9 protein-coding genes and 4 pseudogenes are annotated in these 12791 nt (G+C 56.9%); 5 read left to right on the top strand and 8 right to left on the bottom strand.

Annotated elements, in window-relative coordinates:
• Positions 1–174: 174 nt before the first annotated feature.
• Positions 175–685: pseudogene (locus tag OKW28_RS28665) on the bottom strand (DDE-type integrase/transposase/recombinase).
• Positions 686–975: 290 nt separating this feature from the next.
• Here OKW28_RS28665 and OKW28_RS28660 point away from each other — a divergent pair.
• Positions 976–3639, top strand: coding sequence for a 2-oxoglutarate dehydrogenase E1 component (locus OKW28_RS28660; RefSeq protein ID WP_429450659.1), 2664 nt, complete (start codon positions 976–978; stop codon positions 3637–3639).
• Positions 3640–3927: 288 nt separating this feature from the next.
• A pseudogene (locus OKW28_RS28655) lies at positions 3928–4540 on the top strand (transposase); the annotation flags it as partial.
• 208 nt (positions 4541–4748) lie between these two features.
• Here the strand turns inward: OKW28_RS28655 and nodU are convergent.
• The 3 genes from nodU to OKW28_RS28640 all read right to left on the bottom strand — a co-directional run bounded on the left by nodU (position 4749) and on the right by OKW28_RS28640 (position 9317).
• The gene (gene nodU / locus OKW28_RS28650) at positions 4749–6506 is read right to left on the bottom strand and encodes a nodulation protein NodU (RefSeq protein ID WP_429450657.1); all 1758 of its coding nucleotides are present in this window, start codon (positions 6504–6506) and stop codon (positions 4749–4751) included.
• Positions 6484–7113, bottom strand: coding sequence for a nodulation methyltransferase NodS (nodS, locus tag OKW28_RS28645; protein ID WP_429450655.1), 630 nt, complete (start codon positions 7111–7113; stop codon positions 6484–6486). Before nodS ends, nodU begins: the two co-directional genes overlap by 23 nt.
• A 191-nt stretch (positions 7114–7304) precedes the next feature.
• Positions 7305–9317 carry a carbamoyltransferase family protein gene (locus OKW28_RS28640; RefSeq protein WP_429450653.1) on the bottom strand — a complete coding sequence of 671 codons (2013 nt, stop codon included), beginning with the start codon at positions 9315–9317 and terminating at the stop codon, positions 7305–7307.
• 156 nt (positions 9318–9473) lie between these two features.
• Between OKW28_RS28640 and OKW28_RS28635 the strand changes: the two genes are divergently transcribed.
• Together OKW28_RS28635 and OKW28_RS28630 are read left to right on the top strand one after the other, a co-directional pair.
• Positions 9474–9851: a hypothetical protein gene (locus tag OKW28_RS28635; protein WP_429450651.1), complete on the top strand. Its 378-nt coding sequence runs from the start codon at positions 9474–9476 to the stop codon at positions 9849–9851.
• Complete coding sequence (locus tag OKW28_RS28630; RefSeq protein WP_429450649.1) at positions 9827–10774, top strand: LysR family transcriptional regulator; 948 nt, start codon at positions 9827–9829, stop codon at positions 10772–10774. Before OKW28_RS28635 ends, OKW28_RS28630 begins: the two co-directional genes overlap by 25 nt.
• A 58-nt stretch (positions 10775–10832) precedes the next feature.
• On the opposite strand, the pseudogene OKW28_RS28625 reads toward OKW28_RS28630, so the two are convergent.
• A pseudogene (locus OKW28_RS28625) lies at positions 10833–11033 on the bottom strand (IS3-like element ISBvi4 family transposase); the annotation flags it as partial.
• Positions 11034–11074: 41 nt separating this feature from the next.
• On the opposite strand from OKW28_RS28625, the gene OKW28_RS28620 reads away from it, so the two are divergent.
• Positions 11075–11191 carry a nitrogen fixation protein NifQ gene (locus OKW28_RS28620; RefSeq protein WP_429450648.1) on the top strand — a complete coding sequence of 39 codons (117 nt, stop codon included), beginning with the start codon at positions 11075–11077 and terminating at the stop codon, positions 11189–11191.
• A gap of 144 nt (positions 11192–11335) precedes the next feature.
• Here the strand turns inward: OKW28_RS28620 and OKW28_RS28615 are convergent, their stop codons facing one another.
• The 3 genes and pseudogenes from OKW28_RS28615 to OKW28_RS28605 form a co-directional block, all read right to left on the bottom strand.
• A complete protein-coding gene (locus tag OKW28_RS28615; protein WP_184063013.1) occupies positions 11336–11821 on the bottom strand; it encodes a hypothetical protein in 486 nt (161 codons plus the stop codon).
• A gap of 172 nt (positions 11822–11993) precedes the next feature.
• Positions 11994–12476, bottom strand: a pseudogene (locus tag OKW28_RS28610) (electron transfer flavoprotein subunit alpha/FixB family protein); the annotation flags it as partial.
• Positions 12473–12778 carry a nitrogenase-stabilizing/protective protein NifW gene (locus OKW28_RS28605; RefSeq protein WP_429450646.1) on the bottom strand — a complete coding sequence of 102 codons (306 nt, stop codon included), beginning with the start codon at positions 12776–12778 and terminating at the stop codon, positions 12473–12475. The gene OKW28_RS28605 and the pseudogene OKW28_RS28610, both read right to left, overlap by 4 nt.
• Positions 12779–12791 lie beyond the last annotated feature (13 nt).

Genomic DNA, 12791 nt, shown 5'->3' with positions numbered 1-12791 from the left:
CCCCCACACAGTTTTCCTGTGGGCGTAACCAGAATGTTACTTTCTCGGTATCAGTAAGCGAGGAATGAATGACGTGAGTACTGGCTGCTAGAAAGCCTCCGAGCGGTGCGGACCGGAAGTTTCTGTCGCCATAACGATTGTAGGTGGAGCAAAGTACGGTATGAGTAGGATTGCTTACGCTTCCAACGAAAGAATCGGTCGGCGAATGTTTATCAGGTGCCGTTGCCCTTTAAACTGTCCCTTGGAGATCGTGTGAGCCGCCTCGATGCCGCCGAGTAGGATGCGTGCGCACCGGAAACTCTTGAACCGGAACATGGGACGGGTGTATCGCTTGATCACCTGGTGGTCCTGCTCAGTTATATTGTTCAGGTACGTAGCCTGCCGGACCTTGAGGCGCCGCTTCTGTCGATCCAGGTTCGCCATTCAGGAATATCTATTTTTCGAATTCCGCCGGACCGAAGAACGGAGCGTTTGCGGGAAAACGCTTTTTCCAGCATCGGCAGCAGTTTGATGGCCCAACAATGTACGGTTGAATGTTCCGCTGAGACGCCTCGCTCCGTCATCATTTCTTTCAGGTGCCGAAGCCTCAACGGATAGATGGCGTGCCAACGCACAACAGGATCACATCAAATGGGTAGTGCAACCGTTTACAAACTCGCGTGAAGGTCGATTTCACCTTTTGCATCGTCAATTACGTCATCGACCTTTACTCTTCTAATTTAGAATATCAGCCTTACTGCGACAGAAACTCAGGGTGGCAAGAAGGACGGAGAGACACGAAACGTTGAGAGGAAGGTTCGATGAGATTTGAAGGAGCGCAAATGCTTGAAGAGGAGCGCTCCGGCCCGGCTCGTTATCCGACGTAAGCCCCCTATTTCCTGCTGCAGTCTCCTAGCTTTGATCGGAAATTTTGGCATTGTCATGATTCGGGTGGCGAGACTCGATTAACCAATTCTGTCCAACCATACATTCGACATGTCCAGCAGATATTACGAGCCCACCACCATTATCGCCATCGGCTCACCAAGTGATCGAATTCCGAAGGCTTCACAAAAGATCGCACCTTCGCAGGCTGAGCGCTTTATCGATGCATACCGGCACATTGGCTATCGTATTGCAGGCATTGACCCACTTGGGCTCCTCTCTCATCCGGACTTGTCGCAGTTGACGGCCGAGTTCCATGGACTCAGAGGAACTGACCTGCTAGTTGTACCCTATGTCGGATTCGAAGCGGCTAGCACTGTTGGAGAACTTGAACAGCGCCTCAAAAGCATTTACTGCGGAGCGATCGGACTGGATTGCAGTGGTGTTCGCGATGGGACAAGACAGCGCTGGCTCTTTGAGTATATGGAGTCACTGCCGGAGGACTTTGAGTTAGCCATCGAGAAGCGCCGCGCTGTGTTCTCTCGGCTCCTCTCTGCGGAGATGTGGGAACTACACGTTGCCGAAATCTTCGGTGACGCGAAACGATTTTCGCTAGAGGGGTGTGAGAGCCTGATTCCTCTGCTTGATGCCTTGATTGAAAGTGCCGGTCGCCACGCAGTGAGCCAGATGTTTCTTGGAATGTCCCACCGAGGCAGGCTGAATGCGTTCGTAAATGTAATGGACTTCCCGCCCGGAAAAGTCCTGACGTATCTAGACCCGGACTCTAATTTCGCTTTGCGGCAGACGGATCTACCGTACCATCTGGGCGCCATCGCCCTCAAAAAAACGCCGTACGGTGACGTGTCGGTGCAGCTTGCACCCAACCCTTCTCATCTGGAAAGCGTGTATCCGGTAGTCAGTGGGATGGCGCGTGCATATCAGGACGACCATCCAGAGAGTGGTTGCGTCCTGGTCGTGGTCCACGGTGACGCGGCTTTCGCGGGGCAGGGTGTCGTCATGGAAACGCTGATTCTCGCGCGGAAAAAGGGATACTCGCTGAACGGGGCGATCCACGTCATCGTTAATAATCAGATCGGCGGCACCACACCAAATCAGATCAACGTAGAGGCGAATGCGTATTGCACGGACGTCTCGAGAGTGGCCGATGTGCCTGTTCTGCACGTCAACGCTGACCACCCCGATGCTGTCGTGACGGCGGCGAAGCTCGCGCTCGAATACCGGATGACATTCAATTCGGACATTGTCATCGACTTGATCGGCTACCGCCGACTCGGCCACTTCGAGCAAGACATCCCGGCAATCACCCACCCGGCTCGGCAGCGCGCTATCGACTCTCATCCGACAGTAACAGAGCTGTATCACGGATTGTTCGAGGAGATCCCGCCAATCGATCTCCTGCGCAAGGAAGCGCTTCATCAGTTTGGTCGTGGAAAGGAGGCAGTCGATTCCAGCGTCGCACCTCGATTTGATCGGAACCTCGATGCGACGATTTCGATTCGGAGGCTGTCCCTCGAAAGGCTTCAGTCGCTAACCCAGGCGCTTACACGAGTTCCACAAGGGGTTGCGATTCATAAGTTCGTGGACAAGCTGCTCTCGATGTGGCGCGATGCTCTATCAGGTGAGGGAAATCAGGTAAGCTGGATCCTCGCGGAGAACCTCGCATATGCTTCGCTGCTCGACGATGGATATAGCGTCCGGATATCAGGAATGGATGTAGGGCGAGGTACCTTCATGCACCGGCACGCTGTATGGCATCTCCAGGGTGATCAGAAGGATGCTGGTGGCGTTCACATCCCGCTGACCAGTGTCTCTGCAGGGCAGGGTAAGTTTGATATTGTTAACTCGCCCTTGACAGAGGAGGCGGTGCTCGGTTTCGAGTATGGATATAGCGTCGAATCCCCCTCGCGCCTAACGATATGGGAGGCGCAATTGGGTGACTTCGCAAACAGCGCGCAAGTCATCATCGATCAATATATCGCGGCTGGCGAATACAAATGGGGTTATCAGTCAAGGCTAGTCGTTCTGTTGCCGCACGGTCACGAAGGAGACGGTTCGGAGCACTCGAACGGGTTTCTGGGCCGGTTCCTTCAACTTTGTGCAAGCGACAATTTGCGCGTCGTTTGTCCGTCGACGTCTGCTCAGTGGTTCCATATCTTGCGCCAGCAGGCCACGGCACGGCATCCCAAGCCACTCATCGTGATGGCACCAAAAACGCAACTTCACTCCGATATTCGGTCGCACTCGGTAGTATCGACATTCCTCGGAGGGGCGTTCTCTCCGGTGATCCGGGATAGCTCGATCTCTGACGCGAACCGTGTGAGGAGAGTCGTACTGTCTAGTGGGAAGTTTCACTATGCACTGCAAGGGGTCAGAGGTGATGCCGTTGATTCGGCTACCGCTTTGATACGGGTCGAGCAGCTCTATCCGTTTCCTCAACTCGAGCTTGCCTGCATTCTGGCTGAATTTAGTAACCTGCGGGAGGTTGTTTGGGCACAGGAAGAGGACGCAAACCAGGGGGCCTGGCGGTTTGTTCGCGACGAACTCGAGACCATCTTGCCGTCCGGATCTGTTCTTACGCCAGTCTGTCGCACCTCTACGGCATCGGGTGCACATTCGTCAGTTCGCGCACATCTCGCCGAACAGCATCGCCTGGTGACCGAGGCGTTGGGGCGAAGTGGACCTCCTGATTCTTCCAGTGTTAGCACTCGTGGGGAAGATGGCGTATCGGACAAGCCGGAAGCATCTACCAGGTGACGAACTAAACGGCTCGCTCTGCACCGAACTCGGCCTGATGTCATCTATGGCCGGAACCTGTCCGGTGGCCATCGAACTCAACAACCTGGTAAGGCCGCGTAGCTGCTGGCGTGGTCGCCCGTCGATACGCGGTAGCCCTTTAAGGTGCGAGGCGCCGGCAGCGCCTGCTGCCGTGCCGAAGCCGCTCAAAAATTCCACCTTTACGCGCGCTGACAGCGACCCGATAGCGCGGTTTGAGTTGACCCGGTTCGACGGATAGACTTGCAGTTGAGTTTAATGCGGTGCACGCCCGAACAGGTCACCTCGGTGAACATTGACATGTCGTCGGCGTTCATCAAGGGCATGGGCGAACATCTGCCCAATCCGCGGCTGACATTCGACAAGTTTCACGTCGTCGCCCACGCGCCCAAGGCGCTCGATACGGTCCGCCGCCAGCAGCAGAAAGCCGACCCGGAACTCAAGGGGATGGGCTGGACGCTGCTCAAGGACGTGAACAAACTGAATCTGGCGCAATTGACCGACCTCGAGGCGCTGGTCAGGCAGTACGCCACCAAACGCACCGCCCGCGCCTGGCTGTATCGCGAGCAACTGCGCGAGATTCTCGAGCGCAAGCAAATCCATGTTGTTTCCGCGATGTTGCCGGCAGTGGTGCACCAACGTCATGCGCTCGAAAGTCGAGCCGATGAAGGACGTGGCACGTCTGATTTGCCGGCACTTCGATGGCATCGTCGCCTGGACTCAGACCCGCCAGACCAACGGCTTCATCGAGGCCATCAACGGCTTGATTCAAGCTGCCAAGCGCAAGGCTCGCGGTTACACGCGCTTCACGACGATGCGCACCGTCCTCTTTCTCATCGCCGGCAAGCTGTATTTCTCCAGCTTCAACCCGCACGCTCCGTGAGCCCCGTCACCCACAGAATTTTGAAGAAGATGCCAAGTTTCCGAGGATGGCATCGAGGTTCCGCGGGTCGATGAGCAACCTCCGTCCGGGATAAGTGCTTGCGAAAATCGAGCCAGGGGCGGCCTGCTGATCGTCTTCGGACCGTAGCTGCGATAGAGCGAGCTGCCGGGACAATTGACCGCGTCGTACTGACCACTGAGCTGCAACGTCAGCAATCTTCGAACGGCGACGTAGCGAAAAGTGTTTCGTCGACTGACGGCGACAGACCAGTCCTGGTCAGTAACAAACCATCGCACCACACACGTTCGACACGTCCCCACGCACAGGCTGAAGCTGCGTCCGGGAAGAAACCTCGTCCGTGATAGTTGGCGCTCGTGTTGCAGAGCAACGGAATACCCGTCAGCTTTTCGTATTCGACCAGAAGTTGCGCCACCGGATGCTCGGAAGTTCTTGAAATGGTCTGCAATCGGGCAGATCCGTCAAGATGCACGACGGCAGGGATTTTTTCTCGCCATTCCGCGCGCGTCTGATGATCGAACAACATATAGGGATCAGGGCTCCCCGGGCTAAAAATGGTCGGCGCACGATCCTCAAGGCAAATTGGCGCCACGGGACGGAAGTGCTCTCGAAACTTGATGTCGTTGAGATGATCCTTCATTGTGGGCAAAGTCGCGGCGGCCAGAATGCTTCTGCCCCCCAATGCTCGTGGTCCGAGCTCGGCTCGGCCGGCAAGGAAAATGACGGGCTTGCTACTGGCGAGTATGCTGGCGAGTTCTGCAATGGAGCAAGTAGACGCCGTCCATCCGGGCGGTACTTGGCAACCTTTTAAGGCCGGTCCGCTATATACCGACCACTCCAGCGGCACGAAGCCCTTCTCGGCTGCCAGCGCGCAACAAGCGGCGCCAATCGCAGACCCGCTATCGTTGGGAAACGGCGGCACCCAGATTGCGTCGAACAAACCGCTCGCGCGCAGGGCGCTGTTCCATTTGATATTGAGTCCGCACCCGCCAGCGATGCACAAATTTTTCGGCCCCGCAATCGAATGGCGCTGCAGCGCGATACCCATTTCATGAACGAGAAGACGCTCGAGGAATACATGGAACGAGGCGAGTACGTCTTCGGGCGGCTTGGCTTCCAGTCGCAGCGCGCTTGCTTCGAAGAACTCTCCCACAGCTGCTAGTGACGCGTCCGCGCTGTGGATGTTCTCGCGATATGCTTGCGCACACTCCGTGTCGCCAGCAAAGCGTGCCTGATAAAGCTCGCGAAATACCTCAACGATATCTTCGTCAACGGAGCCGAGCGCGATGTAAGCCATCAGCTTGCCGGCCACACCCAGATCCCACCGGGCGCCGCCCGGCTTCTTATAAGGACCAAAGTGATGACCCGCCGCAGCGTAGATGTGACCTATCACGGGGAACAGGCAGTCAACATGGCGGGCGTGGTGGCGTTCTACATGGTAGAGGCGTGGGACGATGCCACCATCCCACACCAAACAGAATGCAGGTTGCCCGCTTTGGGCAAAGGGACTGGTGCAGTACGCGGAGGCCACATGGCCTGACACGTGAGGATAGCTTTTATAAGGAAAGGACTGGCCGCCGACAAGCAGTCCGGAGCCGTCGAGCGAAGCGAGAAGATCATCGGCTCGGCGTTCGGCATAAGGAGCCCCTTTCAGGCTGACGGGAATCGACCCACTGAGGACGCGAAACTGCGACTCGACTACTCCGTCCCAGCCGTCGATGACAAACTGGTCGATATCGTGCGCACGGAAACCATGCTCGGCCAATGCGATCGCGATCGCGTCGAGGTCGCCGATCGCCTGATACCGTGGATTGTTGTCTCGCTTTTCCTGCTCCACGCAAAAAACCAGTTTTCCATCCTCGACAAGGGCGATCGCTCCGTCGTGCGTCAGTTTGATCCCACAGATGCGCATAATATCTCCCGGCTTAAGGCTGGTAAGTTGGTCCACACGAAGGCGAAGCCGCGTTTCGAAAACAGGCGAGCAGACAGTCTTCATTCGACGACTGACCGACGCACCTCAAACGATCGATTTCAACCAGCTCTTCTTCCAGGATGGCTATGACCGTCTCGGCTCCGGCAATGTGGCCCCATCGCCGGCAATTGGCGTCGCGTGCCGATCCGAAAACCAGCTGTCCACCGGGCGCAAGCATCCGTGCTAAATTGCGGACAGCCGCGCGCACCTCGGCGCTGCCGTCGAGGTAATAGAGAACCTCCGCCACCACGACCAGATCGAACTGTTGCTCAGTCGAAAAATGCTGGACATCGGAGACGATCCAATTGATGTGTGGTGGGTCCATCATCCGTTCGCGTGTCCTGGCAATTGCGTGTGGCACGATATCGATCACGGTGAGCCGTTGGCAGTGCGGTGCCAATTTTTCCGTGAAGGCTCCGCCTGCGCATCCGACTTCGAGCGCATTTGTGACGGATCCCTGCGAAAGTGCCATCCGAAGCATTTGCCTGTGGCGCTCGTGCTCAAAGGGATTGCTGTCGAGCCGCCATGGATCGTCTGCGTCCAATTCCCGACGCAGCAATTCGAAGTTCGTTTGATGTGTCAATTCCGCCTACCTTTATGGTGCGCCGCTGCAAGTGTCCGGACCTTGGGCCGGGACTGGTGCTCCGTTGGAAACCGGCGTGTTGGTACAAGAACTGCACGGCGGCCAAACGCTATTGTTTAACGTTCTAGAAAAATAGCTCGCGAGCGCTGTTACCAGTTTCAGATCTTCAGCCACTCATTGGAAGGGCGTCGTTACCGTGACAACGCCCGTGGGGGATGTAGCCGAACCCGACGCTGTTCCCACAATCCGCGCAGCTCCTCGACGAGGGCTTCACGTCGAGTCTGCTCAGGCGTAATCGTATCGAGAAGATGTCCGAGCACGGCTTCGCCTTCGATCCGCATCAGCAGATCGAACAACTCATGTGAAATACGCACACTGTCACAGTTGGAGCCGCCGGTGCGAATTTCGCACACCGTCTCCTGACGATCCCGCGCTGTGTGAGCGCGGACTCGATAGAGCGATGCATAGGGCGGCAGTGAAACCGCGAGCGCGGTCCAATGTTCCTGCGTTGCGGGCCGCTTTTTGACGAGGAACGGCCCGACCACAAGTCCATCCAGCTCTGTCGTCAGAAATGTGGCAATCGCGTCTGCAACCGAATCTACGATCGGCTCAGCGTTGTTATTAAAGGAAGTATTGAGCAGAATTGGGATTCCTGTCCGCTTCTTGAACGCATTAATAACCTCCCAGTAGGGGGGATTGGTCTTGCGCGATACTGTTTGCAGCCGCGCTGTACCGTCAATGTGCGTGATGGCGCCGAGCAAGGGACGCTTGGAGTCGCGCACGCGAACTACAAAATTCATAAAAGGGAATTCGCGGGTGCCCTCTGGGAGGTCAAAAAATTCGCGCGCATCGTCCTCGAGCACTGATGGCGCGAACGGTCGGTAACCCTCACGCTTTTTGACCATGGCGTTGATCCGGTCCTTGTTTGCCGCCGGCCTGGGATCGGCAAGAATGCTGCGGTTGCCAAGCGCGCGTGGCCCGAACTCCGAACGACCCTGCACCCAGCCGATCACGGCGCCATTGGCCATCAAGTCCGCTGCTCTGCCTGCCACGTCATCACTGCGTTCAACGTCGAGGTGTCCGGCCCACGCATTCAATTCTTGCTCCACGACCAGATCGCTCCCCAGATCGGGCCCCCAATAAACCTCCTGCAATCGCTCACGCGGCGCGGGCCGACCGAAGTCGTTTGACATCATAAGGGCAGCGCCTAATGCGCAACCGGCGTCATGCGCTGCGGGCTGCACGAAGATGTCTTCGAAAAGTCCCGAATACAGCAGCTTACCGTTCATGGTGCAGTTATGAGCTACTCCTCCGGCTATGCACAGCCGCTTCATACCGGTGACCTCGCGATGATGGCGGAGAATGTGAAACACGATCCGCTCCAGCGCTTCCTGCAATGAAGCACCCACATCTCGATGCTGCTGTGTGAATGGCATTCCCTTTCGCCGGACCTGGATGCTGCGGAGCAACGTCGGACCGATGCGGTCCAGGTAGACGCGGTACTCACCGTTGGCGGACAGTTGATAGAATTGCTCGAAGAGCCCGCGATAGGGAGCGGGATCCCCATAAGGTGCAAGCCCCATGACCTTGTATTCGTCGAACAAGCCGTAACCGAGATACCGGATTGTTTCGAGATAAAACAGCCCTAGAGAATTATTCTCTGCGAAAGTCGCGAGTTGCGTAATTTCGGTTCCAGATCCGAGCGCCAAGAGCCCCGAGAGGAAATCACCGCCGCCATCGACCGCGAGGATCAGACTTTGCTCGAATCCAGACATCGCAAACGCGCTCACGGCATGCGCCAGATGGTGACTCACGAATGAGACTCGCGAAGGATCGACCTCGGTACCGAATTCCCGCATTAGTAAGTGACGCAGAAACAGCTTGGCATCCACCGGAATGGAGATGTTCGGCTGGGACAGGAACAGGCGTTCGAGCATAACGTTGCAATAGGCCTCGGTAGCGTAGAACGCGATGTGGTCGATATCGCTGAGCTGAATCCCTGCGGATGCGAGGCAGTATTCAATTGAACTGCTCGGGAACTTGTTAGAGTGCTTGATCCGGTTGAGGCGCTCCTCTTCGACGGCCGCTATTACGCGTCCGTCCCGGACAAGCACCGCAGCGCCGTCGTGCAGAAATGTGTTCGGCAGTTCGAGTGAATTTTCATGAACTTTGTCTAGCCCGCCGCTCACTCCTAAGCACAGCATGTTTCTCTCCTTCATCGTGGTAGGAAGCCCCTATTGGCAAGACTCGAACCCCTACCACATAGGTAGGGTATCGCTCGCCGCTGCGAACACCGGTCAGACGTCACCAGTCCCAAAGAATCTCGCGTAGGGTCCGTCTGCAAAATGGCGCCGCAATTCATGAAAATTCTGTACCGTTTGGTCCAGGGTCGCGTTTCTTTGGCGACGAAGGATGGCGCGACCAGAAAGCTGAAGCGCTGGAACCCCGAGGAAATCCCCAATCGTTGCCAAACATGCGGCGGGTTCGGAGGATGGCTCCCGATGCATGTGATTGATCGACAACTGCTGCAACGTCATTTCCTCGGCTTTGCTCAGTTCTACGACACACTTCATCCACTACCCGGCACCACGAAGGTGCCAGCAGGTTTGCGAAATTCAATCGGATTTACCAAGAACACTATCCTCCATGCCGTACAATTCGTAAAATCGTTTGTCTTGATGGAACACATCCACACTATGGATAAGTTGGGATCATGCGTTTCAAGGGCCTCGATCTAAATCTCCTCGTCGCGCTCGATGCTCTGATGACCGAGCGTAACCTCACTGCGGCGGCACGCAGCATCAACCTGAGCCAGCCGGCCATGAGCGCGGCCGTCGCCAGGCTACGCGCCTATTTCTGCGACGAACTATTTACGATGAGGGGCCGGGAACTTGTCCCAACACCGCGTGCAGAAGGGCTCGCTGCTCCAGTCCGGGAGGCTCTGGTGCACATCCAGCTCTCCGTTATTTCCCAGGACGTGTTCAACCCAGCCAAATCGGATCGCCGCTTCAGGATCATTCTTTCCGATTTCATGACAGTCGTATTTTTTCGAAAGATCGTGGAGCGTATTGCACGGGAAGCTCCCGCCGTCAGTTTCGAATTGCTGCCACTTGCCGATGACCCCGATGAGGTTCTCCGGCGCGGCGAAGCCGATTTTCTTATCTTGCCGGAATTTTTCATGTCGAGCGCGCACCCTAAAGCGAAGCTGTTCGAGGAGACGCTCGTGTGCGTAGGCTGCCGCACGAACCAGCAGCTATCAGGGCAGCTCACATTCGAGAGATATATGTCGATGGGGCACGTTGTGGTCAAGTTCGGGCGTGCGCGGCAGCCCTCCATCGAGGAATGGTTTTTGCTTCAGCACGGTCTCAAGAGACGGGACGAGGTCATCGTGCCGAGCTTTAGCATGATCCCGCCTATGCTATTAAACACTGACCGTATAGGGACGATGCCCTTAAGGCTGGTCAAGTATTTCGAAAAAACGATGCCTCTGCGGATCGTCGAACTTCCGCTGCCACGTCCCACATTCACCGAGGCCGTCCAATGGTCTGCCCTTCACAACAGTGATCCGGCAAGCAATTGGATGCTGGAGATAATATTGCAGGAGGCGTCACGCATGATTCCTCCGCCTAAGACCACGCGAAGACCAATCCAGCCAAGTTAGGAAATGGGATCTTTCAGCAAGGTTTTTGCGGCATGGATTTGTGGGGTTTCGAGGGTCTTGTGGCGATATAACGTATATCGCCACACCAGGCCTCATTCGGCGCGGTGACGGCAAACGCCTGATCGAGCAGGTTCGGCGCGACCGGCAAGCCGTGTGTCAATTTGGGTTGTTGCCTTGATTTGCGTTTCTGGTTGCAACGCAACCCCTGCTTGCGACGCAGTCTCTTTATCGGATGTACGCCGAATTGTCGGCACCGCTGGGCTACCGGTTTCCACGGCTCGCTGAAAAAACGTCCACGGCATGAAGTGGAGAAAATTCCTCTACAAGCGCGTGTGCGAGCGCGAGGCGTTGATTATCTGCAAGGCTTCAAACTGCGGCGATTGTGCCGATTTCGCGAATTGCTTCGGGCCAGAATGAAGATCTGGCTGTCTAGGTAGCCCAGCGTGCGCGCCCGCGCGAAGTGTGCGGTGAGCGTCGCCTTTGACTACTGAAACGATCGCCATGAACTGCAGCCATGCCGGGGACATATTGTCAATCTGTCAGCTGATCTTCCGGCGGCGATTATCGGGATCCGGACTGTGCGAGCAAGGCTTCCACGACGTCCAAGCCTATGCAATCGATCGGGTCCAGCCTGCGCAGCTTGGCGATCAGCTTCAGTGCAACGGCGCGCTCACCGCGCCGCACGCTGATGAACGCGAGCGCCTTCAGTGTGAAGAGCCAGAAGCGGCCCGGACCAGGAATGGTGAAGTCGGTGTCGCCCGGCTGTACCGCACACCAGTCGCTGTCGAGCGACGCTTGCCGGGCGGCGACCGCCAAAGCCTTGGTCGCGACCTCCTGCGCCTCGCCAAGTTCACCCCGGTTCGCATGGAACTTATACAGCAGATAGTAGGGTGGCAGGCAGCGCGGGTACGACAGGACCGCAGTCCACAACGCGGCGGCCACATCGTCATTGCTGCCGCCGCGGGTTCTCTCGATCAACTGTAGCACGGGGGAGGGAACGTTGCCGCCGAAGAGATCAGTCGATTCGATACCAGTAATGAGATTCATCAATTTGCTCCGATATGGTGAGTGGTGAGGCGTCCGGCCGCTTTTGCGGCGCTCGGAAGCCGATGTGACGATGGATGTGTTTGTCTACGCGAACCTGAACTGGATGCGATGCCCGCCGCGCGGACACGCCCATTCGAGGTTGTGATGGTCCGTGCACAGAATGCGGCAACTACGGGTCAATGTTCAGCTCAGTGCAGTCGGCGGTGAGGCCGGTCAAGAGCGTCGTTGCGACAGATCCGGCGAGATCCCGGGCCATCGAGGTTGCACCGAGCAGCAGAATCTCGGGGCGGTACTTGTTGACCAGGTCGGTCAGCCCCTTCGTGAACGGTTCGTTGCGATGGCCGAGCGACACAGTGTCGTGAATCACATACGCTTCGTCCGCGCCGAAACTGAACGCCTCACTGGCAAACTGCTCAGGCGGCTCGTCGGTACCGCCGAGCACGGCCACAGCGACACGACTGCCGAGTTTGTCGGCGAGCTTGTGCGCCTCACCGAGCAGCGCCCACGACACGCTATGCACGTGGCCGCGGTCGTGCTCGAGAAAGACCCAGACGCCCTGGTAGGCTTTCAGATGTTCGGGCAGATTGAGGTTACGGCCGGCGGCCCGTTTGACCGGCGCGGCCGGCTTCTTTTCCGAGGCAGCGGGCGAGTTCATGGGGCCCTCTTCATCAACAGGTCCGCCTCCAATGTCGGATGGCGAGCGAATATCTTGTGCACGAGTTTCAGCGAGACAACGAAGTCGTTGTAGGCCTTCTGCAGTAAGCATCGATAGACGGCGAGCACGGCCGTCGAGTTGTTACGCGGCAGTTCTTTCTGTTGCTCGATATACTGAAAGAAGCGCTTGAGGATGGGCAGGCGGCTCACGTTCACCACCTTCTCGTCGAATGCGATGTCGAAGAATCGCAGGAAATCCTCGGCCGACGACAGGTGACGCAGTTGTTCGATAACTTCTTGCATGTCGTTACTTCTA

Source organism: Paraburkholderia sp. 40 (assembly GCF_050434105.1).
Classification (GTDB): Bacteria; Pseudomonadota; Gammaproteobacteria; order Burkholderiales; family Burkholderiaceae; genus Paraburkholderia; species Paraburkholderia tuberum.
The sequence above is the reverse complement of the archived record's forward strand: the minus strand, read 5'-3'. Positions and strand labels throughout refer to the sequence as shown.